Here is a 22368-nt window from a genome sequence, read left to right on the forward strand (position 1 = left end):
GGGCAATGCCCTGTTCCCACATCGCCGTTACCGGCGATGGCCGCGCCATTCGTACAGACGCGCCGCGGCGCGTCTCATAAAAAATTTCGATATCCATCAATCATCTTCTCCATTGAAAAATTCCTCGCCGTCTCCAATCCTGCCGCTTTGAACTTTTTCGCCAAATCCGGATTATTATAAAGTTTCAAAATCGCTTGCTTCAAATCTTGCACATTGTCCGTTTCAAACAGCAGACCGTTTTCATTGTTTTTGATAATTTCCGGCAATCCGCCAACATTGGCCGCGATGACCGGCACCTTGGCCAACATGGCTTCCAAAATCGCAATGCCGAATGCTTCTTTTTTCGAGGGCAAAACAAACAAATCGAAATCTTCGAGCCACTCGTAAACATTTTCCTGAAAACCAAACAGGACGACACTGTCTTTTATTTTCAATATATCGATCAAGCCTTCCAAATCCTGCCTGCTCGGCCCTTCGCCGATAATGGTCAAATGAATATCGGGAATTTCCGTTTTCAATTCGCCAATCGCTTTAATCAACAGCCCCAAATTTTTTTCATGACTCAATCTGCTGATCGAGCACACATTAAAATGCTTTTTTTCAAAGTCCGAATAATTCTTATCAGCCAAATTTTGATAAATGTCTTCCTGAAAAAACTTTTTCGACAAATCAATACCGTTGTAAATCACCTTGACGTTCTTGACCTTTATTTTTTCCAATTCTTTTTTCACGAATTCTGACACGCAAACGACCGTTGCCAGACGCGACCACCATTGATATAAAAATCTGTACGGGTTTTTGGTCAGCCAGCGCTCGATGGACACGTGCTCTTGCCAAATAACCTTATAGCCGAGCAGTTTGGCCATTGGCGTGATCAAAATTTTCTCGGTCAAAGACAAGCAAAACAAGATTTTGGTTTTATGTTTGATTCTATAATAAACAATAATGGCCAGCAGGCTTAAAAACGAATAAATGGCGAGGATCGGAAACAAAAAAAGCGCCCAAATCGCCACCGGCTCCACGCCGACCCACCAATATTTTTGCGGCCAATTTCTTTTTTCGAATTCGGCCGTTAAAACTTTATCCGAGGACATTAAAAAAAAATTGAAATCTTCCTTTTTCAATCTTTCCACCAATTCCAGCGTATACTTTTCCCCTCCGCCGAATTGGGATTGGTAGGGAAATTTGAGGATTAATATGTTCGACATATTATTTATTTAGCTAAGATTTCTCCACTTCACTCGTCGTCGCTATGCTCGACTCACTCCGGTCGAAATGACAAAGAGGGATGATATCTTTTTTTTGTCACCTCGAGCGAATCCGAGAGCTCTTTTCCTAATTGACCGTCGTTGTCATCTCGACCGAAGTCGTCCGAAGCTTTGGCGAAGGATGACGAAGCGGAGAGCTCTTTTCCTAATTAACCATCGTTGTCATCTCGACTGAAATGGAGAGATCTTTTCCAAAACCGGCCAGCTTAAATGCTTTGGGACAAATCATCCCAATCCGGATTCATTTCCTCAATCAGCCGGATTTTCTTTTCCCTTCTCCATTTCTTCAATTGCTTTTCCCGCTCAATCGCTTCATTAATATCATTGAAATTTTCAAAATACACCAGTCTGGTGCAATTGTATTTTTTTGTAAAACCTTCAATTATTTTATCTTGGTGTTCAGCCACTCTTCTGACCAAATCGTTCGTTACTCCAACGTATAACGTTCTTTTATAGCTTGCCATTATATAAACATGGTAATTGTTTTCAAACATATGCATCATTTGGAAAAGATTTCTCCACTCCGCTCGTCTTCGCTACGCTCGACTCACTCCGGTCGAAATGACAACGGATGATGTCTTTTCTTTTGTCATCTCGACCGAAGCGGAGAGATCTTTTCCTAGAAACCCGTATCCTCACAATTTCATCTCCGCAATCAACCGCATCAAACTCTCATCAGAAACTTTATAATCCCCTGTTAAAAATTCCTGCTTGGTCACCCAGCGAAATTCCCTGATATCATCAACCCCGGGATTTTTAGTAATATCAATATTAGTGGAGGTCGGAATGCAAAGAAAGGTTGAGCAGACCACTTGTCCGCCATCAATTTCCTTGAAAAACCACCAGATGCCGAGCGGCTCTTTGATTTCAACATCAAGAAATACTTCCTCTTTAACCTCTCTTCTCAACGCGTCAAAAGGAGACTCCCCGAAATCCACTTTGCCGCCCGGCAAATCCCAAAAATATAAATCATCATTAATGTGCGCTTTGACTATTAAAAATTTATTGTCTTTTTTTATAAACGCTTTGACACCGGCGATTACCGGTAATGTCTGTTTAGCCATATATTTAATTTTGTTTCATGACTTCAACGAAACCATCTCCTTCACCGTCTCCTTTTTAATCACCCCAAACACCGCCAACAAAGAAAAATAAACGGCCATGCCGATTAAAATCAGCCAGATGACGTTAAGGTCGCGCAAGAAATAAATGACCCCGGCCATAATGCCGGCCGCGACCAAGGATTTGCCGAAATTGACCAGGGACGGAAAAAATTTGACTGCCCGATAAACCACAATGCCGGTCAAAATCATGATCATGACTTCGGACGCCACGGTGAACGCCGCGGCCGCCCAGTATCCGTATTGCGGAATGAAAACGAAATAGCCGATCAAGGCCACGATGGCCGTGGCCAAATAGCCCCAGATCATTTGCTTTTGCTTGTTGACGCCGACAACCGCGTAACCGAACAGCGTGCCGAAAAAAATGGCGCCGGCCGCGAAAATCAATATTTTTAAAATATCGCCCGAACCCGCGAAATCCGAACCGGCAATCAATGTCATGACTTTTTCTCCAATGACCAAACCGCCCAAAACAACGGGCAAGGCCATCATGGCCATGGCGTCAAAAGATATTTGAAGCAAATGCTTGACCCCGTCCAGTTTTTTTTCAATCCAGTCTTTGGCCAGCAGCGGCAAAATAAGTCCCATGAATAAAGCGGGCAACATGGTTAAAATATCAATCACGCGGTACGCCGCGCCGTACAAGCCCACATCCGCGTTCGGCCAGTACAAAGACAGGATAACCGTGTCCGTTTTCAAATACAAAAGATTGCAGGAAATGGAAATCGCGATCGGCCAACTCTTCTTCAAAATCCCCAGCCAAACATCTTTATCAAAAGTGAATTTTATTTTCACGTATTTTCTCGAAGCCAGATACGAAATCAAAAGGTGCGTGAAGCTGCCCAGCGAGATCATCCAAAAAATCAAATAAATATTCGCCTGAAAATACATGGCTGTCGCAATGCCCGCCAACAAAACGATCCTGCCAATAACCTCGGCGATGCTGTAAATGAACATTTTCAATTCTTTTTGAAAAACGCTGGCCAAAATATTATTTATCGAAATGAAAAAGAAGGAAAAAACCACAATGGCCACGCCCAGCTTGATTTCCATGGCATACGGGAAAAACAAAACGACGATCGGCGCCAGAGATAAAAAAATAAACGCGGAAATAACGCGCAAAGTCAGCATGTTGCTCAAGTACTTATCAATATTTATCCCCGGGTTGCCCACAGTTCTGGTCGCGGTGAGTGACAACCCGAAATCCACGATTATGCCGAAAAACGACAGGAACGCGACTACGGTGATATATTGACCGAAGCCCTCCGGTCCCAAATACCTGGTCATCAAAGCAACCACAAAAATACCCAGGATCGTGGTGGCGATCTTGCCGATGAATTGAACGATGGTGTTTCTGGCCAACTGTTTTGTTAATGACATATAAATTTTGAAATAAGGAATCTATGAAAAGCAATAAGAAGCGTCTGCAAAAAAGACCGTCATCTCGACCCCTCGACTGTGCTCGGGCAGGCCGAAGCGGAGAGATCTTTTCCTAACTGCCCGTCGTTGTCATCTCGACCGAAGCGGAGAGATCTTTTCCTAACAAAATATTTAAATACTCTGTGATAAATCATCCCAACACCCATTCATTGATTCAATCAATTGAATCTTCTTTTCTCTTCTCCACTTTTTTAATTGCTTTTCCCTATCAATAGCTTCATTTATATCATTGAAAAGTTCATAATACACAAGACTGGCGCAATTATACTTTTTCGTAAAACCTTCAAAAACTTTATCCTTGTGCTCACTGACTCTTCTCTTCAAATCATTTGTTACCCCAACATATAATGTTCTTTTAAAACTTGCCATTATATAAACATAATAATCATTTTCAAACATATTCTTATTTGGAAAAGATTTCTCCGCTCCTCCTCACAAGCTCGTCGTCGGTCGAAATGACATGAATAAATTTATTTCAACGGGTCATTACCCCCTTTCGACCACGGATTGCACCTCATTATCCGCCAGACGCCTTTGGTGCCGCCGCGAATAAGACCGTATTTTTCAATGGCTTGATAAGTGTATTCGGAACACGTGGGATGGAACTTGCAAAAACCTTGAGGGAAAAGGTCTTTCAGCCAGCCGTGGTCGAATGAAAAAACGCGTTGATAAAATTTTATCAATTTCAAAACGAGAAATTTGGGAATATTAACAATGAATGAAAAAATCATTTGACGATCAATCTTAATTTTCTAAAAATCTGGTCAACATCTCTTTCGAGTCGAGCGAAATCCGCGTCCGCAATGCCTTTTTGAGCGATGATCAAAACATCATATCCCCCGGAGATCCGAGGCAGCCGCGCTCTGACGATTTCCCGCAACCGCCTTTTGATCAAATTGCGTTTGGTGGCGCGCTTATCGACTTTGGTGGAAATCACAAAAGCGAATCGGCTTATTTCGCTCCGGTTTTTTAGACTTTTAATAATAAGGTCGGGCGTGGAATTGGAATATCCTCCCGATTTTCTAAATTTCGGCCCGAAAAACTTGTCGAAATCTTTTTTTTGGGTTATGCGATGAAGTCTTTTAAGCATATTGAATAGGGGGCTAAAGAAGTCTTAAGAGGGCGGGTCGAGGTGAAGGGACAAGCGCGGGAGAAGGCAGACAAATTTTATTCGGGGTAGGCGGAAATTCGGATCACAACGCTCTCCCCTTAATATTAGCTTATATATTGGAAAAAGAAAAAGGCCACGCGACCGTGACCTTAAGCTGATAATTTTTTTCTGCCTCTCTGGCGTCGAGTTTTCAAGATCGCTTGTCCGCTTTTATCGCTCATTCTTTTTCTAAAGCCATGCTTTTTGCTCCTTTTTCTGGCAGTCGGCTGATATGTTCTTTTGGGCATATTTAAAAGTTACTTTAATAATAAAATTATTCTAACAAAGGAACGTCGTTTTGTCAACTGACGCGGCCGCGGCCGGCGCGCAATCGCGCGCGTAGGAACAGGGCATTACCCTGTTCCTACATCGGCGACACATTCGTCGCCGCCGGCCGCTGATTTGCATAATCCCAAAAATTCTATACAATGAATTTATATTATTCACACCTAATGCACAGCTTGCCAACTTTATCCGCCTTGCGACAAATATTATCCACAGAAAAATTGTGTTATAATACGAACACAAAAAAATTCCCATATTTCCACTTGTTTTTACCTCTTTAAAATAAAAATAAAGAAAAATTAATCCCCATTTTTCCTATGACTCAAGAAAATGAACAACTCTGGCAAACAGTGCTGGGGGAATTGGAGCTCAATTTGAGCAAGGCCAGCTTCACCACCTGGTTCAAGAACACCTTTATTCTCGACAACGAGGATGGCAGGATCATTATCGGCGTGCCCAACACTTTTTCTCAGGCATGGCTGAAACAGAAATATCATAATGATATTTTTAAGACATTGCAGAATCTGACAGGGAAAAGAATCAAAGACGTCAATTATAAAGTTCAGAATAAAAAAGACTTCAGACCCACGGAAAAAATTCCGGTTCCCGTGGTCGAAGGGGTCGTTCGCGAAGAACTCATTTCCTCTCAGCCGACCACGCCTCTTCTCGAACAAAATAGCGGCGCGTATCAAAACATTAACCGCAATTACGCTTTTGTCAGTTTTATAGTTGGTAAAAACAATGAATTGGCGCACGCCGCGGCCAAGGCCGTGGCCGAAAATCCGGGATTCACTTATAATCCCCTTTTTATTTACGGCGGGGTCGGACTGGGAAAAACCCATCTGCTTCAATCCATTGGCAATGAAATCCTCATTAAAAACAGCCAAAAAAAGATTTTATACGTCACTTGCGAACAATTCACCAATGATTTTATCAATGGTATTTCTTCGGGCAATTCCGGTAAATTCCAATCTTATTATCGCGGTCCGGACGTGCTTTTAATAGACGACATTCAATTTTTAACCGGCAAAGAAGGCACGCAAGAAGCTTTCTTTCATACGTTCAATGATCTGCATCAACGAAACAAGCAAATAGTTATCACTTCGGATCGGCCGCCGAAAGCCATTGCCACTCTCGAGGACAGGCTTCTTTCAAGGTTTGAGTGGGGCATGATTGCCGATATTTCCCAGCCGGACATGGAAACGAGAATGGCTATTTTGGAGAAAAAATGCCTTGAAAAAAACTTTAATCTGAATAGGGACATTGTTCAATACATCACCCAAAACATTCAAAACAACGTTCGGGAACTCGAAGGAGCTCTCAATAAGATTATCGCTTATCATCAATTGAATAAAATAGAACCGACGCTGGAAAACATTAAAAAAATACTATTCTCTTTAAGCAATGCCGGCGGACAAAAAAACTCAGTCACTCCGCGGCACTTGATTGAAACCGTGGGTAAATTTTACGAAATAGGCCTTGAGGACATTACAGGCAAGTGCAGACAAAAACGATTGGCCTTTCCCAGACAAATAATAATGTATTTGATGAGAGAAGAACTCAGGGAGTCTTATCCTTCAATCGGCCAAGAATTGGGAGGCAGGGATCATACCACGGCCATGCACGCGCACAGTAAAATTTTAAACTTGCTCGAAACGGATGAAAAGCTCAGACAAGAAATAAACCTGCTCAAACAACTGCTGTATCAATAACGAAACACCCTGTTCATAAACTCGGGAAAAAAGAAAAAAAAACCTATTGATAAACGGTGGAAAAAAGACCTGGAGAAAAAAAACTTTAAAAGCCTGTTATTTATCAACAACGGACAGCACAAGAAACTCTCTTTTTTCCAGCCGTCTATTAACATCCCTCGTGTCAAAAAAGACCTATAAAATAAGGCTGAAAAAACTTTTCCACCTAATCCACAGCATTATTATTAATAGTATTATAAATTTAAATTAATATTTATATATTATATGAAATTCATTTGTACACAGGAGAATCTAAATAGGGGGTTGTTCATCACCGGACATTTATCAAACAAGAACGTTAATCTTCCGATATTAAACAACGTGTTATTGAAAGTAACGGAGGGAGCACTGACTTTAGCTTCAACCAATTTGGAAATAGGCATTAGCGCGACGGTTCGAGGTAAATTGGAAAAGGAAGGAGAATTCACGGTAGAATCCAGATTGATTTCTGATTTTGTAAGTTTATTGCCCAACGAAAAAGTGGAATTGCTTTTGGACAAAGACGATTACTTGAAGGTCAGCACTTCTAATTCCAAAACCCGCATAAAAGGATTGCCCGCTACTGACTTCCCCGTCATCCCTAAAATTGAAAAAGACGATCCGTATATCGTCAATATCAAAGACTTGCAAAAAGCCATTTCGCAAGTGATCTTCGCGGTTTCCACCAATGAATCGCGGCCGGAAATCAGCGGCGTTTTTATGAGCCTTCATTCTGAAAACAATAAATTAACGTTGGCCGCTACGGACAGCTATCGTTTGGCTGAAAAGAAAGTGGATATTTCAGGAAATAAGAACAAGAAGGAATTGATCGTGCCCGTGAAAACGTTTCAAGAACTTTTGCGTATTTTGACCGCGCTGAAAGACGATCCAGACGGCGCGGAAAACATTGAAATCTTCATCACGGAAAATCAAATCTTGTTTTCTTTAAGCAGCGGCATTGAAATTATTTCCAGAACAGTGGAAGGACAATATCCTGATTACAAACAAATTATCCCAAATGAAAATAAAACAAAGGTGACCGTGGAGACACCAAGGCTTTTGAAGACCATTAAAACCACCAGTTTGTTTTCCAAAACGGGCATTTTCGACATCAATCTTGAATTTCTGGATGACAAGAAAAGCTTGGTGGTTTCTTCTACTAATAATCAGCTGGGCGAAAGCGTTTCCGAAATGGAAGTTGACTTTCACGGGGATAAAAATCAAACGGTGATAAATTACAGGTATCTTTTGGACGGGTTGAATAACCTCGACAGCGACAATGTGTCCTTGGAAATCATTGACGGCAATGTGCCGCTCATTATCAGGCCGGCGGAAGATACCGGGTATTTGTATATTATAATGCCGATAAAGCAGTAGACATGGAACACGTATCATGTATCACATAGCACATAACACAAACCCACCCGCCCAGCGGAAAGATTGTCTTTCCGCTGTTTTGTTTAACAAAAAAAACGCTTTGCAAAGAAAGTGTTTTTATGGCTGTGCCATCCGATTCGTCTATTGGAGGAACACCACGAGCGAGCCCGAGCAGCGCCGAGGGCGAGTCGAGTGGTGCCGGCGGACGGAGTCGAACCGTCACGGATTTTCATCCACAGGATTTTAAGTCCTGCGTGTATACCAATTTCACCACGCCGGCCTACGCTCTCACTACGTTCGAGCTTCGGCCGGTCTTCGACTCCGAGGTTCGACGATCTCGTCGCTCAGACTCGAGGAGCAGGCCGGCCAAGGCTTTTAATTTATTCGAGCTTCGGCCATCTATGCCGGCCAAAGCAAAGTTTTCGCTTCGTTCAATCTACGGCCGGCGGGCCGGCTATAGAAAGATTAAAGAGCAAAGTGCAAAAATAAAAAAATAGAATTAAGATCAAAGTTTTGGTGTGATTTGTTTCTATTTAAAACTCCAGCCTCCGACCCCCGCAAAGTCTGACAGGCGAAATGGCCTGCCAGCCGTAGCTCCGACGAGCGGAGCGAGGAGGAGCGAAGGCTGGAGCGGGTAACGGGAATCGAACCCGTATCTCTGCCTTGGCAAGGCAATATAATAACCATTATACGATACCCGCCTACGCTTTCGCTTCGCTCAAGCTTCGGCGGGTCTTCGACTCCGCCCTCGGCCGTGAGCTCGGGCCGAACGGAGGTCTGACGATCTCGTCGTTCAGACTCGAGGAGCAGGCCCGCCTGTTGATAGGCTGTGTAAATATTCAATTTACATAAAAAATTATATCAAGGTAGCCATGAAAAGTCAATAAATTTAATTGATCGCGGTTTTTTTAAAGTTCCACTGAGATTTTCTTTTTTTATCTAAAATTAGAGAATATTGCAAAATTTTGAATTGACATAAATTTATAAAAGTGTTAACCTTTTTAGAATGTTTGCCATAGTGGCGGACATGGAAGTACGGAGAGATGAATGGTAGTTACACGACGCAACGCAATGCGGGTGGTTCGTTTGGGCCACTCCGAAGGTGTGGGAGCGTCGTGTTTCGCCTATGACAACGGATCCAGCGTTGTCATGGTCGATTGCGGCGTTCACATGGGTATTCAACTTCGCCATCAGGCGACAATGGATTCGGATGAGCCGTTTGTTATTTACCCGGAAGCTCTGCCGAACATGCGGTGGATACTTGAAAATCGAGAGCGCATCGTAGGGTGGTTTCTCACCCACGGCCATCTCGATCACATTGGCGGACTGACATCATTGCCCGAGGAGATTTTAAACTCGGTGCCGTTTTATGGCACCCCGTTCACAGCGGCCATGATTCGCGCACTATTTCATAAAGCGCAGAAAAAAATGCCGCATATTACATTTCTTTCAGCGGATCAAAAGGGCGGCGATTTTGAACTGCCCGGGGAAGATCTGCGGATCTGTTACCGCGGGGTGCCGCACAGCATTCCGCAGTCGATCGCTTTGGCGATTTCGTCGCGCGGCAAGACTGCGGTGCACCTGACTGATTTCAAGTTTGCCGGGCAAGACTTTCCGGCAAGCAAGATAGCTCTCGCGAGCTGGCTGAAGGATTACTCTGGCGCGGATCTTCTCGTCCTAGATGTGCTCAATGCAGACAGGGAAGAAGGAGAAACCTTGCCAGAGAGCCTGGTTTACGGCTCGATCTGGGAGGTTATTGACCGGACTCCCCTGAGTAACACGGTGTTCGCGGCCATGTTTTCCACGAACATCGATCGGATTCGGGAAACCGCGCGGTTGGCCGGTCTCTGCGGACGATCCGTTGAGTACGCGGGCCGAGCTTTGATAAATAGCGTAAACAACGCCCGCGAGGCCGGAGAGTACAATCTCGATCCCGGAGGCAACGATGATCCTCCCAAGCTGGTCATCATGACCGGTTGCCAGGGAGAGCCCGGCTCTGCTTTGTCAAAGGCGGCCTATGGAGAAGATGTCGGCTGGACTCCGAGAGATGGAGATTCGGTTATCATTTCCTCCACCGTTATTCCCGGAGGCGAGCATCGGGTAGGTGAAATGATTTATCGTTTGACTAAAGCCGGCGCCCATGTCTTCGTGGCCTCCAAGGCCTTTTCGCGTCGATTCTCCTATCGGGGGGTCATCTCAATGAATCATCTTCATGTTTCCGGCCACGGCGGATTGGGAGACATGGAGCTCGCGATCAGGGAGGTTTATCCTCAAACCGTTTTGCCCATTCATGCGGATAAAACGGGAAGCAAGGCGTTCACCTCTTTTTGCCGGAGCAGGTTTCCTAAAACCGGAATTTCCACATGTTTGCAAGGAGAGAGTCTCTCTTTGTAGCTTGAGGGGTCTTCACACTCGAAGCCCCTTTTTTAATTAAAAAAATTGATTGCTTTGAGTTTTTCGAAAGTTGGGGTAAAATGTAGTTGCTATGACAAAAACAGCTGACAAGGAAAACAGAATCGCCAGCCCGATCGCCAAAATCAATGAAAATGAGATGGAAACCTCCCTTCGTCCGCGCAAGCTGGACGAATATATCGGGCAGAACAAAATAAAGGAAAACGTTTTGATTTCAATTGAGGCGGCGAAAAAACGAAATGAGCCGCTGGAACATATTTTATTATTCGGCCCGCCCGGACTGGGAAAAACCACTTTGGCGCATGTGATCGCCAATGAAATGGGAACCAATATGCGCGTGACTTCCGGCCCGGCCATTGAAAAGGGCGGAGATTTGGCCGCCATTTTAACCAATCTGCAGCCGGGCGATATTTTATTTATCGACGAAATTCACCGGTTGAACAGATCTATTGAAGAAATATTGTACCCGGCCATGGAAGATTACGCTTTGGACATTGTCATCGGCAAGGGACCGTCCGCGCGCACTGTGCGGCTGGAGTTGCCGAAGTTCACCTTAATCGGCGCCACGACCAAAATCAGCTGTCTGTCCGCCCCTCTTAGAGATCGTTTCGGCAATGTCTATCGTCTGGATTTTTATTCGCATGAAGATATTGAAAAAATAATTTTAAGATCGGCCAGGGTTTTGAACTGCGATTTTTTTGACGAATGTTCAAAAGACATTGCGGCGCGTTCGCGCAAAACGCCTCGCGTGGCCAATCGTTTGTTAAAACGCGTGCGCGATTTTGCGGAAGTGAAAAACAACGGCCGGATCGAACGACAAATCGCGGAGCAAGCTTTGAAAATGCTGGAAATAGACGAGCTGGGTCTCGACGATGTGGACAGAAAATTGCTTTTAACGATTATTGATAAATTCGCCGGAGGTCCGGTGGGTTTGAATACCATTGCCGCGGCCACCTCCGAGGAAATGGACGCCATTGAAGATGTTTTCGAGCCATTTTTGTTGCAACTCGGCTTTATCGATCGCACGCCGCGAGGCAGAATGGTGACCGAAAAGGCGTACAAGCATTTGAATGTGCCGTTTGCGCGTAACACATAGCACGTAGCATGAATCATGGAGCATGAAGCAATTGGCAAGGTTTTTAGTCGAGTAGGTTATTAGATTGCTTTCCCTAAGAACCTAATAACCTAAAAATACTCAAAACTCATTACTCGTTACCGATTACAGAATTAATATTTTATGACCGTGGAAATCCCTTTATTCGCTTTATTGATTATTTATCTGGCCTATTTGGCGATATTTTTAATTTTCAGCATTTTTAATGTTTTACATATTTTCAAACACGACCTTTCTCCGGATAGAATTTACGCGCTCATCTGCGTTTATTTCCTTTTGTCCGCGTTGGTTGTTTTCGGAACTTATTATTTGCTGAAAGACATTGATTGGCAATCGACCATCACCGTGTTTTCGGAACAATATAAAAACATCAAATTTTAAATTATGGTCTCACTGACTCATTTTCCCAATCAGCAAGCCGATGAAACGATTATTTTATCGATGCGCCGTCACTGGATCGCGGTGTTCAAATTGATTGTAATGTTTATAGCGTTGGTCGGATTGATTTTACTTTTTGATTTGGTAGCGTATGAATACACGGAAATTTGGAGCGGTGAGGTCGGATTTTCGCTGATGATTTTGGGCAACAGCGCGTATTTATTGTTTGTTTTGTTATTTTCTTTTTCTCATTTCGTGGATTATTATTTGGATATTTGGATTGTCACGGACAAAAGAATCATCAATATCGAACAAAAAGGCCTTTTCGCCAGAGTGGTTTCGGAAAAGGAATTATTTCGCATGCAGGACGTGACTTCCGAGGTCGAAGGTTTTTGGGCGACCTTTTTCAATTACGGCGATGTTTTTATTCAGACCGCCGGTGAAACGTCTCGTTTCGTTTTCAGGCAGGTGCCGAACGCGTCCGAGGTAGCGCAAAAGATCAGTGACCTGGTCACCAAGACCAGAGAAACCAAGCCGTTCCCGATGTACGTGACCGAACCGAATGCCAAAATAGACGACGAATTATAATCAACATTTCAGATAAAACAAAAAGCCGCATTACGCGGCTTTTGTAGTGAGGAAGTTTTATTTTAATAAAGAACGGTTGATTAATGAATAAATGTTTGACCTTGAATATGATTTATTTTATCACCAAATTTTTTCCAAAGTGATTCCCGAATAATAGTATTTCAAAATTTGATCGTATTTTGCTCCTGTTTCGTCCGCCCTGTGATACGCGTCATACGCGTCAATGCCCACTCCGTGACCCCACAATTCCTTGCCTTCGCTGAACTGGCAATTTACGGAAACCAGATAAGGGACATCATTATTCCAAACTTCCTTGAAGCTTCTGGTGCGGCCGTCGCTTCTGGAAAAATAAGCGGCCACGATCGGTTTTCCTTCATAAGTGGCGACGATGCCGTTGGTTTCGTCAATGGCTTTTTGCATGTCTTTCAGCCGCAAAGAAACATTGTAGCCTCGATAGACCTGATCGTAGGTGGCGTCCACATGATAATATTCATCGGCGTGTTTGGTGGCCTTGGTGAAGTGATAATAAGCGTATGTTCTGGCGGCCACGGCCATTGTTTTCAAATATTCGATCGGCGAGCCGTTGCTTGTTTCAGCAATGCCGCGCAAATAATCTTCCATGGGCAGTTCATTGATAATCCATGTTCTGTCTTTTGAATCGTTGTGCCTGATTTCCAAGTCGCCCGAGAAAGTATTGTCGTTTAAGGCGGTGTTCCAGGCCGGTCTGTTTTCAAAACTGGTTATTTCAAAAATGCCGTTGTTGGTATTTTTCAAAATCAAATAGTTTGAAGTGGAAACGCTTTTGTCTGATTTAATATATGAATATTTGTTTGTCGAAGGATCAAATGTCGCGCTGAGTTTTTCATTGGCAGCGAAAGAAGCGATTGTATTGTTGTTTGAGTCGAAAAGCTGCCAAGCTTTGGTGTTTTTTATTTCAAAGGCATTGTCCGAGTAAAACAGTCCCACTCTGATGCGCGGGCCGGTCGAAGCCATTTGAGGCAAGCAATTTGAATCCGCGTTTGTTGAAGAACTTAATGTATATGGACAATCGGTTCTATTATTTGGCGAGGCAGTCGGCAATTCCGCGGTTTCGCTCGGCGCGGGTGTATTTATGGGCGCGGGTTTTTCCACGGCAAAATCTCTCGGATCCGGATTAGCCGGATTATCCGTGACATACATTGATATGGAAATATCTCCGCCTTTTATCATGACATTATCGTCAGCGAGCACAAATGTGCCGTCATAATCTCCGAAGGCGGGCGGCGCTTGCACCGCGAATCTAAAAGTCGCCACTTGTCCCGGAGCGATACTGTCCTCCATCATGGCGCCCGGCAAAAAAGGGTCCGGCCAGAATTCGTGTCTGAATTTCAATCCCGATGTTTTTGATTTCAAATAAACATGACCTTTTTTCCAAACATTGTCTCCGGTATTTTTGAACTTGGCTTCAAAGGTAAATCCCTTATTGGGCACAATTTTCACTCTCGCATGGGATTGCTCAAGAAATTGAGAAGCATTGCTATTGGTCTGCGTCGCAGCCAGGGCCACGGTGACGTGAAATGGGTTTAATTTTTGGGGCAGATCCAGGTTAGAGTTTTTATTATAAACCGTGTTTTCAATGTGGCGCAGTCCGCAGCTGGTCACAACCAAGATTAAAAAAGCGAAAGTCAAATTCACTAAAAGATTCGGTTTTTTATCCGGTTGAAGTCTATAATTACGGCAATACGTTTGATTTTTGTTTTCGGGAAGCATATTTTTGATTACCTGAATACAGTATATCATTTTTGGAAAAGATTGTCAATGCTGTTTTGTGTAATTTTAGATAAAAAAGAGGTTGTTGCCTATTGACAATGTTATGAGGGCGTGCTAATATATGATATTCCGTGGCTTGCGTAGGCCTAGGGAGAGAACTGCAGATGACGCATTCCAGGGTTGGCGTTTAGCCGTCCAAAGGAGGCATTCATGTCTGACGGGGTTGAGGAAGGGGTTTATATCTGGGAGGAAATTCCCGAGGACGAGGAGGACATCGGGGAACTCTACGTTCCCACGGTCGAGCTTTCCGCCGAAGAGAAGAAGTTAGCGCGTCTGCTGGCCGAGGCCGACGCAATCAGCATGCCGGCCATGGTAGAGGCTTTCGAGTCCCTCGAGGCCTACTTGGAGGACGAAGGCTTCGAGCCTCAGCCGACTCTCGAGGAGTACCGCTTCTGGGGACAGAAGGTCAAGGCTAGGACTGACAAGGCGCATAGGCTTTGGGGCGAGTTTTTGAGCGAAGAAGGGCGGAGGTTCGCTGAGGCGGACGCCGAGGACATTGAGCTCCAAGCGGCGGCCTGTGAGTCACTGGAGGAGTAATTGGAGGCCGAGGGGTTCGAGGGCTGCTTCGAAGAGGATCTCGAGAACTAGTCGTGTGGTTACAGTTTGTCAAAGGAAAGGAGGAAGTTGACAGGCGGATTCATCTCAATGAGTCCGCTGTTTTATTTTAAATTAAAAAAATCCGCGGCGTGGGGCGGATTAGAGTTGTCGCGGTCGCCTTTTTTCAATCACGGGCAAGTTGATTCTTTGACGCAATTTGGATCCGCATTGGCGACAAAACGAGTCTTCAATATGGACGATGGGTCGGTAGCATTCCGAGCATTTTGGCGCGCTATCGCCATTTATTGCGGGCAGTGACATGCCGCATTGGCGGCAAAATCGGTCTTGATGATGGACGAGAGGTTTTTGACAATGAGGGCACTTTGTCCGACGCGGTTTTCTCGGCGTCCTCTCTCTCTTTCCCATGGCAAATACTCCTTGCTTAGGTTCAAACGCATGGTAATCAGTATTTTCAGGCAAGTCAAGAAAATAAAAAACGGCAGCCGCGAGGCTGCCGAGGAAAAGCCGACTAGCTGTCAAATTTTAAAAAATATTCTTTGGGTTTCGATTCTTGTTCCAAGACATCTTTCCATTCGGGATTAAGGTCGGATACCCTTTTTAACGCGCCCTCATGCAGGCAAAGAGGATCGACTACCCGCGATTTGCAAAAAACTTTGCAGTCATAGTCGTTGGGATCATTTAGAAAGCCGATTTTATTACTTATCCTGATCGACCGCTTCTTCCAAACGTTTGGCTTCCTTATCAAAATCACTGATTATTTTTTTGCTTTTCTCCGCGTGATATTTTTCGTATTCTTTGTTGGCTAGCCGCTCAGCCTTTTCGGCGCTGATTTTTCCGGCGTTGGTTAAAATCTCTTTTTCGCTTAATTTTAAAAAGTCATCCAGTTTATTTATCCAGTTTTCCATGGACATGGCACGGTCGTTGGTGGCTTGCAGTTCCGCGAAATCCAAATATAGCGAAACGATTAAATTTAACTGTTTCAATTCAGGTTCATTCAAATAGTTTTTGGCCACGTGAGCATCGGCGACCGTGAGATAGTTGCCCTTAAAATTTGTTAAACCCATATTCGGTTTCTCGGCGTTCGCGCGTTGCGCTATTAATTCAGCGGCGGTATTACCATGGACGGCAAAGTGTATTTTATTTTGCACTGTCGCGAAAAATTTTTTGGTCAACGCGTCATCTTTGCGGTAATCAATGCTGGTGGCGTAGACATCTGTGATTTTTTGATAAAAATTCCGTTCGCTGGCGCGGATGTCACGGATTCGTTGCAAGAGTTCTTCAAAATACCTCGCGCGTCCACCGCCCTGCTTTAGGCGTTCATCGTCCAGCGCGTAGCCTTTTATAATATATTCCCGCAAGCGTTGAGTCGCCCAAATGCGGAATTGAGTGCCGCGGAGCGAATTTATCCTATATCCTACAGAAATAATCGCGTCAAGGTTATAAATCTTTATAGGGCGGTTGACTTGCCTATTACCCTCAAGTTGAACTGCCGAGGATTCCTCGGATGTTGCTTTTTCCTCTAATTCACGATCCAGATAGATATTTTTTAGATGAAGGGCTATATTGTCTATGCTGCAATCAAAAAGCTCGGCCATCTGCTTTTGCGATAGCCACACTGTTTCTTTTTCCATTTTAACCTCCACCTTGGTTTTTCCGTCATCGGTTTGATAGAGGATGATTTGGGATGAGTTATGTCCCATAAAAATTAAGTTGATATGTCGATACCAATAGCTTCGGCCGGCGAATTCGGCTGTTCATCGAAATGTTCCGTGAAGTAACGCATAACTTCTCCTGTGCCGGTCCCGACATCGATGTATCGCCGCATAGGTTGCCCGGCTCGCGCGCACGAATCGCAAAATGCCCGCACCGTTTGAAAAACGCGGCTCAATGAGTTAGAATTTGTCACCCAAGGCAGCTGATCGAATGATTTTGCGCGGAGATTGAAGACGTGTCTTTGCATATTGAAGTGCGGAATTGATTAGTCGCAGGGATCATCCCGAGGAGGTCACCCATAAATCAATTTATTTTTAGTTCTTCCCCGTTATGCGGAGACTGGCAAGAATGTCTCTATAAGGTGATGGCGCGGCTTCCTCAATGGAATAGTCGACATTGTGAAAAGCGGCTTCGTAGTAGTATTTGTCGGATTCCAACAGATAGCACATGGCGGGAAACATTCCGGAGCAATCATACTTATAGTAGCGTACGCCGCCAATATTTTCAGTTTGCTCGGAGGAAAGGTCTGTTGTTATTTCCTGTTTGCCCAATAGCCATCCGGCGTTCGTAAGATTTTTGTCGAAGACCGAGATGGTCCCATCGAGTGTAACTTGCTCCCCCTCCAGCTGTAGGATACTTACTGAGTATAGTGAGTTTTCGCTCTCGCCAAACTCAATCAGCGACGCATTCGATGGATAAGAAAATGAGAATCCGAGATCCTTGTTCTCATATGATTTTAATTGGATGACGGCTCCGCCCTTGCCTTCTTGATCAATACTATTTGCATTGGATAATGGCTGTTGCGTTTCACTGCTATTTTCCTGATTAGCGGTCGGAGCATTCATTGGAGGCTGATTTATTTTGCTTTTGTCGCATCCTGCGGCGAGTATTATCAATAACAAGCAGCAAGCCAAGGAAACCGGCGCGCGGAGAGTATTTGATAACGTCATTTTCATATATAATTTTGCTTTATCCTTTATCGCAATTTTAGTATTGCCCGAAAATTTATCTTACAGGTTCCCACGGCTCGAACGCTTTTTGAATATTGTCCAGTTCGGTTACCATCGGTTGAATGAACCGGACGGAATCGGAATTTGCATTCCACCATGTTGCTATTGCTTTTGGTGCGCCCTCGCCGCGAAATGCCCAAACGAGAATATCGCCATTGCTGGCTGTTTCTCTAATGTCATTTGCCAACCAGTCTGAGTTCGCCGCCATGCCAAGATCCTTTTCCATTTCGTCGGCATGGACGGAAAGGATATGGCGAAGGGTTGCCTCGTCGCATGACATATTGTCAACAGATAGAGGAATTCGCGACCCCTCTATGCCACCTGCCTCTGTCGGAAGCAGCAGGATGACCCAATCGCATTTAGGAGAGCCTTGTTTCGAGAGAAGATTTTCAAATTCGCCTGGCGTGAGCCAGTGTGAGAAGCTGACTTGAACATTGAGTGGATCTTGCGTTTCCTTTGAGAGTCTATTCATCAGCCATTCGCGATATATCGATTCTTTGTCAGTTTGCATCACCTCGGCCGGATTCTTGGCCTCCTCATTCCCACAGGCGACTAAAAGCAATGCCAATAAGGCAAGAGAACCAACTTTAAATATAACCGAGATGTTAGTTTTTTTCATACAATATTCATTAAACAATTCTATCACAAGGTTATCATTTATCAATATGGATGACAATAATATAAGGAAAAGTCGGTAAAAGGCTGCGTATTGACAGATTTTATAAAAATGCTATACTAAAAGCTCGAAAATATCGAGGAAGACGTCGACAGTTAGTGTGCTTCAGCACGACAAGGAGGATAGAGCCATGAACTGCCGGCAAGCAACGGATATCCTGCTCGATGAAAACGGAAGATGAACATGCCGAAGAAAAGCAAACCGGCTTCAAGTGCCCCTGCCCCGGATTTTGTGGAAGCATTTGCGGCCATTCGCGAAAAGCTTGGCTGCACTGATGAGAAATTGGGGCAAATCATCGCATTTGCGCTGGTCAGAGATCGTCGAATTGCGGCATTTTTCTCGACCACGCGCGATGGCGCGAAGCAATTCCGTGACATCGCGAGGCACATGAGGGATTGCCCCTGTTGCAGTCTCGCGCTTCATCTGATCATGTCCAGCGTGTACGAGGTGCGCCTGGAAAACAAAAAAAAGGCGAAGACAAAACCTTCGCCTCGCAAGCAGTCAGTACCGACCAAAAAGGCCCAGTAGCCTAAGCTCTCATGAGCCATTCGGCAACGCGGATCCAACATCGGGTCCGCTTTTTTATTTTAAAATTTTTCTGAAATTGAAAAATGACCCTTGTGAAGAGCCACCTTGTTAAAAGTCTTGATCCGGAATCAGGCCGGCAATGCCACCGTTCACTAAACGGCGATGACTGATCTGAACCAGTGGAACCCGGCCCCCCTTAAATGTCGTGAAACCATGGCGTTGGGTTCTGTCCTCTATTGTCGCCACTCTGCTCCTAACTCGACGCAAATCGTCTTGCAGATCCTCCAACCGACCGTCAAGTTTCGAGAGATCCTTGCGGAGGCCGTCTTGTCCCTTTCTCACCTCTTCGCGCAGAGCGTCCTGACCCTGCTTCATCTTTCCCAGGTCGTCCGCAAGGGTTCCCACGCGGGCGTCGAGGTGATCCTGACCCTGCTTCATCTTTCCCAGGTCGTCCGCAAGGGTTCCCACGCGGGCGTCGAGGTGATCCTGACACTGCTTCATCTTTTCCAGGTCGTCCGCAAGGGTTCCCACGCGGGCGTCGAGGTGATCCTGACACTGCTTCACCTCCTTGCGGAGGGCGTCCTGGCCCGCCTTCACTTCCTTGATACCTACTAGAATCTCACTTGTGTTGTCGAATTGCGTTTCCATTGTTCAATCCCTCTCGAATTGGGGTGATGACACAAAACAAACAATTTAAAAATATCATTTATAAATACCAAAGGCAATAGGAAGAAACAACGGAGCTATTTTAAAATAAGCTGGCATTGACAGTTTTTATGGAAAATGATATAATTAAATGTTGTTTTTCCACAGATTTTGACCTGTTTTCAACCAAGTAAAGGGGGCCTGCCATGAGTGATGAGAGATTCAGCGCAGATGAGTTGGAGGAGTACAGAGTCTGGGGAAAGAGAATGGCGCGCAGGGCAAGGCAAGCCGACGCGCTGTATGCGCAAGTTGGGGCGGAAGTCAGCGCAAAGGTGGAAGCTGCCGAGCGCGCGCCAACACTAGAGGCGGTTCACTTCCTTGTCAGTCATTTCAAGCTGACGCCGAAGGAGTGGATGTACCTGTACTGGCGCTACGCTATGCGCCTTCATCACAAGGACGTGGCTGTAAAGATGGAAGTGTCCCGCCCGCGCGTGTCACAGCTCGGCCGGGCAGTGCGAGAGAAGATGGGTCTGGAAGGTCTGAGGCTCCTCGGACGCAACAGCTGACACATTTCACGGTCATTTCCGCCGACAGCTCTCATGAGCCATTCGGCAACGCGGATCCAACATCGGGTCCGCTTTTTGATTGAATAAAGACTTTAATTGACAATTAGGACGCTTTTATTATACTGAAAGCGAGACCGAGAAAATCTCGGCTAACAAAACAAGAAGGAGGAATGGCGATGAAAGCGATATGGTATTTAATTGTGTATTTTATTCTACAAGCGTTTTTCACGGGCTTGCTGTATCTTCTTGTGGAGAAAATGTTATCACCGCATAAGATGGACTGGCCCAGCGAATACGGATGCTACATGTTTCTCCTGATCGTCATCGCAGGTGAACTTGCGACGTTGGGAGGTCTTCTCGTCGTGCATTTCGGAGGTCTTTTTAGGGATGAGGAGAAGTCTTAAAGAAACTACCAGTAACGGTATGCGGATCCAACATCGGGTCCGCTTTTCTTATTATAAAATTTTGGTAGACTCGACTGATTTGGCTTCCTCGCGTTCTTTAAGCAGATAAATACCAAGATACGACAGCGGCGTGTAAAGCGCGCCCATGGCCACTTTGTACAGCCACCAAGTGATGATGATGCTGATCAGGGTGCGAGTCGGATATATGCCCGCGAAAGCGATAATCATGAAAATCGTCGAGTCCAGCAATTGCGACCAAATGTTGGATAAAAGAGACCGCAACCAAAAAGCCTTTACTCCCAATTTTTCCCGGAAAAAGAAAAATGACAGCACGTCTTGATATTCGGCTATTAAAAAGGCGGTCAGCGACGCGACGCTCATGCGAATGGACAGTCCGAAAATTTGATTATAGCCTTGCCTCGCCCATTCCCCATCCGCTGACCAAGGCATGGCCAGTGAGATAAATGAGTAGGCTATGAACAAGGCCGCGCTGATGAATCCGGCTAATACAAAGAATTTGGCAAGGCGCTTGCCGAAAACTTCTCCGATGACGTCGGTCATTAAAAATACTACCGGGAAGGAAAACACGGCCACTGACAGATGCGAGCCGAAAATGAACGGCATCATTTTCAGACCGAGAGTATTGGCCGCAAAAAGCGAGGTGAGATAGATGGTCAACGCTATAATCAGTTTTTTGAATGATTTTTTGGTGAGATGAATCATATGGTATTTTTAATTAATAAAAAAACCGCCCGATAAGGCGGGAGTAAATTTCGAAAACACCCCGTCCTTATCGGCATAAAAGGCGGGCGTAAATAAATCCTGACCAGGTTTTTATTTTGTTATTGTGGAGCATGTTTAAAATTTGGTTGGATGTCCATATTTGATCAAATTTTCTTTTTTAATTTTGCTCCAACGTTTTATTTGGTTTTCTCGCTGCATAGCTTCTCTTAATGTATTATATTCTTCAAAGTAAATGATTTTTACAGGTCTTCTATATTTTGTATATTTTGCGCCTTTGCCTTCATTGTGTCTTTTTTCTCTTGCTTGAATGTTTAAGCGAGATCCGGTATATAGGGAGTTATCATTACATCGCGCTATATACATGAAGTGCTTCATTGGGATAAGTAAAATTTTTTTAAGTGCCCCTCGACTTCGCTCGGGACATTCGACTCGTCTGGTGGTGGAACACCATGAGCGAGTCCGAGATTTCGAGGACGAGTCGAATGGTGGAGCCGAGTAGAGGAAGTTAGAACTTTTTTCGTCGCCGGAGCGCGCAATACTGCCGATCCTGGCCGGGTACCTGCAGAGTACCACGACCGCACTGCTCGAGGATGTGCGAGAATATGACCTCGAGCACATGGCGAGAGTTCAGCATCCGAAGCAGCTCTGTCCAAACTCCTTGCCAGTTCGTAATTGGCCACGACGCAGTATGTATTGACAGCAGATCCTATTAGTGCTAGGATACCATATCCAGCCGCATCTTTCCCTCCCTTGCGTGCCCACCGAATTCCGGCAGGCAGACATCAGAGGGGAAGGGGGATGGCTATGGGTCTTGCAAAGCATTTGCTACTCTGCGTAACGCTATTCCTAGCG

At 44.9% G+C, this 22368-nt stretch carries 24 protein-coding genes and 2 tRNA genes; 9 read left to right on the forward strand and 17 right to left on the reverse strand.

The annotated features are described in order from the left end of the window. Positions 1–74 precede the first annotated feature (74 nt). The 8 genes from VMX18_03780 to rpmH form a co-directional block, all read right to left on the reverse strand. The gene (locus tag VMX18_03780) at positions 75–1208 is read right to left on the reverse strand and encodes a glycosyltransferase (protein HUT22487.1); all 1134 of its coding nucleotides are present in this window, start codon (positions 1206–1208) and stop codon (positions 75–77) included. Between the two features lie 266 nt (positions 1209–1474). Next, the gene (locus VMX18_03785; GenBank protein ID HUT22488.1) at positions 1475–1762 is read right to left on the reverse strand and encodes a GIY-YIG nuclease family protein; all 288 of its coding nucleotides are present in this window, start codon (positions 1760–1762) and stop codon (positions 1475–1477) included. A gap of 141 nt (positions 1763–1903) precedes the next feature. Further along, the gene (locus tag VMX18_03790; GenBank protein HUT22489.1) at positions 1904–2332 is read right to left on the reverse strand and encodes an NUDIX hydrolase; all 429 of its coding nucleotides are present in this window, start codon (positions 2330–2332) and stop codon (positions 1904–1906) included. Positions 2333–2347: 15 nt separating this feature from the next. Beyond that, positions 2348–3769 (reverse strand): flippase, encoded by a 1422-nt coding sequence (locus VMX18_03795; protein HUT22490.1) that lies wholly within the window; start codon positions 3767–3769, stop codon positions 2348–2350. 171 nt (positions 3770–3940) lie between these two features. Further along, a complete protein-coding gene (locus tag VMX18_03800) occupies positions 3941–4228 on the reverse strand; it encodes a GIY-YIG nuclease family protein (protein ID HUT22491.1) in 288 nt (95 codons plus the stop codon). 71 nt (positions 4229–4299) lie between these two features. Beyond that, positions 4300–4560 (reverse strand): membrane protein insertion efficiency factor YidD, encoded by a 261-nt coding sequence (gene yidD, locus VMX18_03805; GenBank protein ID HUT22492.1) that lies wholly within the window; start codon positions 4558–4560, stop codon positions 4300–4302. Beyond that, positions 4557–4919 carry a ribonuclease P protein component gene (gene rnpA, locus VMX18_03810; GenBank protein HUT22493.1) on the reverse strand — a complete coding sequence of 121 codons (363 nt, stop codon included), beginning with the start codon at positions 4917–4919 and terminating at the stop codon, positions 4557–4559. Before rnpA ends, yidD begins: the two co-directional genes overlap by 4 nt. Before the next feature lie 170 nt (positions 4920–5089). After that, positions 5090–5227, reverse strand: coding sequence for a 50S ribosomal protein L34 (gene rpmH / locus VMX18_03815; protein HUT22494.1), 138 nt, complete (start codon positions 5225–5227; stop codon positions 5090–5092). 354 nt (positions 5228–5581) lie between these two features. Here rpmH and dnaA point away from each other — a divergent pair, with 354 nt between their 5' ends. Beyond that, positions 5582–6976: a chromosomal replication initiator protein DnaA gene (gene dnaA, locus VMX18_03820; GenBank protein ID HUT22495.1), complete on the forward strand. Its 1395-nt coding sequence runs from the start codon at positions 5582–5584 to the stop codon at positions 6974–6976. Positions 6977–7240: 264 nt separating this feature from the next. Continuing rightward, complete coding sequence (gene dnaN / locus VMX18_03825; protein HUT22496.1) at positions 7241–8371, forward strand: DNA polymerase III subunit beta; 1131 nt, start codon at positions 7241–7243, stop codon at positions 8369–8371. A gap of 193 nt (positions 8372–8564) precedes the next feature. On the opposite strand, the gene VMX18_03830 is transcribed toward dnaN, so the two are convergent. Then, a tRNA-Leu gene (locus tag VMX18_03830) sits at positions 8565–8651 on the reverse strand. A 346-nt stretch (positions 8652–8997) separates the two neighbouring features. Further along, a tRNA-Gly gene (locus tag VMX18_03835) sits at positions 8998–9072 on the reverse strand. Between the two features lie 370 nt (positions 9073–9442). On the opposite strand from VMX18_03835, the gene VMX18_03840 reads away from it, so the two are divergent. The 4 genes from VMX18_03840 (at position 9443) to VMX18_03855 (ending at position 12863) form a co-directional block, all read left to right on the forward strand. Further along, on the forward strand, positions 9443–10765 hold the full coding sequence (locus tag VMX18_03840) for a ribonuclease J (protein ID HUT22497.1): 1323 nt from the start codon (positions 9443–9445) through the stop codon (positions 10763–10765). Positions 10766–10856: 91 nt separating this feature from the next. After that, positions 10857–11879, forward strand: a complete 1023-nt coding sequence (gene ruvB, locus VMX18_03845; GenBank protein ID HUT22498.1) for a Holliday junction branch migration DNA helicase RuvB — start codon at positions 10857–10859, stop codon at positions 11877–11879. A gap of 141 nt (positions 11880–12020) precedes the next feature. Then, positions 12021–12278, forward strand: coding sequence for a hypothetical protein (locus VMX18_03850; GenBank protein HUT22499.1), 258 nt, complete (start codon positions 12021–12023; stop codon positions 12276–12278). 3 nt (positions 12279–12281) lie between these two features. After that, positions 12282–12863: a PH domain-containing protein gene (locus VMX18_03855; GenBank protein HUT22500.1), complete on the forward strand. Its 582-nt coding sequence runs from the start codon at positions 12282–12284 to the stop codon at positions 12861–12863. Positions 12864–12983: 120 nt separating this feature from the next. Here the strand turns inward: VMX18_03855 and VMX18_03860 are convergent, their stop codons facing one another. Then, positions 12984–14612 carry a SpoIID/LytB domain-containing protein gene (locus VMX18_03860; GenBank protein ID HUT22501.1) on the reverse strand — a complete coding sequence of 543 codons (1629 nt, stop codon included), beginning with the start codon at positions 14610–14612 and terminating at the stop codon, positions 12984–12986. A gap of 210 nt (positions 14613–14822) precedes the next feature. On the opposite strand from VMX18_03860, the gene VMX18_03865 reads away from it, so the two are divergent. Further along, a complete protein-coding gene (locus tag VMX18_03865; GenBank protein HUT22502.1) occupies positions 14823–15209 on the forward strand; it encodes a hypothetical protein in 387 nt (128 codons plus the stop codon). A 716-nt stretch (positions 15210–15925) separates the two neighbouring features. On the opposite strand, the gene VMX18_03870 is transcribed toward VMX18_03865, so the two are convergent. From VMX18_03870 to VMX18_03880, 3 genes are all read right to left on the reverse strand, one after another. Then, positions 15926–16930, reverse strand: a complete 1005-nt coding sequence (locus VMX18_03870) for a virulence RhuM family protein (protein HUT22503.1) — start codon at positions 16928–16930, stop codon at positions 15926–15928. Between the two features lie 327 nt (positions 16931–17257). Further along, positions 17258–17899, reverse strand: coding sequence for a hypothetical protein (locus tag VMX18_03875; protein ID HUT22504.1), 642 nt, complete (start codon positions 17897–17899; stop codon positions 17258–17260). A 49-nt stretch (positions 17900–17948) separates the two neighbouring features. Further along, the gene (locus VMX18_03880) at positions 17949–18572 is read right to left on the reverse strand and encodes a hypothetical protein (protein HUT22505.1); all 624 of its coding nucleotides are present in this window, start codon (positions 18570–18572) and stop codon (positions 17949–17951) included. 240 nt (positions 18573–18812) lie between these two features. On the opposite strand from VMX18_03880, the gene VMX18_03885 reads away from it, so the two are divergent. After that, positions 18813–19157, forward strand: coding sequence for a hypothetical protein (locus VMX18_03885; GenBank protein HUT22506.1), 345 nt, complete (start codon positions 18813–18815; stop codon positions 19155–19157). Between the two features lie 108 nt (positions 19158–19265). On the opposite strand, the gene VMX18_03890 is transcribed toward VMX18_03885, so the two are convergent. Then, positions 19266–19805: a hypothetical protein gene (locus VMX18_03890; GenBank protein ID HUT22507.1), complete on the reverse strand. Its 540-nt coding sequence runs from the start codon at positions 19803–19805 to the stop codon at positions 19266–19268. A gap of 203 nt (positions 19806–20008) precedes the next feature. Between VMX18_03890 and VMX18_03895 the strand changes: the two genes are divergently transcribed. Further along, positions 20009–20368, forward strand: coding sequence for a hypothetical protein (locus VMX18_03895; protein HUT22508.1), 360 nt, complete (start codon positions 20009–20011; stop codon positions 20366–20368). A 455-nt stretch (positions 20369–20823) separates the two neighbouring features. On the opposite strand, the gene VMX18_03900 is transcribed toward VMX18_03895, so the two are convergent. Together VMX18_03900 and VMX18_03905 are read right to left on the reverse strand one after the other, a co-directional pair. Next, positions 20824–21495, reverse strand: a complete 672-nt coding sequence (locus VMX18_03900; protein HUT22509.1) for a queuosine precursor transporter — start codon at positions 21493–21495, stop codon at positions 20824–20826. Between the two features lie 135 nt (positions 21496–21630). Next, positions 21631–21879 carry a GIY-YIG nuclease family protein gene (locus VMX18_03905; protein ID HUT22510.1) on the reverse strand — a complete coding sequence of 83 codons (249 nt, stop codon included), beginning with the start codon at positions 21877–21879 and terminating at the stop codon, positions 21631–21633. Between the last annotated feature and the right edge of the window lie 489 nt (positions 21880–22368).

The sequence above is a fragment of the Candidatus Bipolaricaulota bacterium genome (assembly GCA_035528115.1).
Classification (GTDB): domain Bacteria; phylum Patescibacteriota; class Patescibacteriia; order UBA11705; family DATKZF01; genus DATKZF01.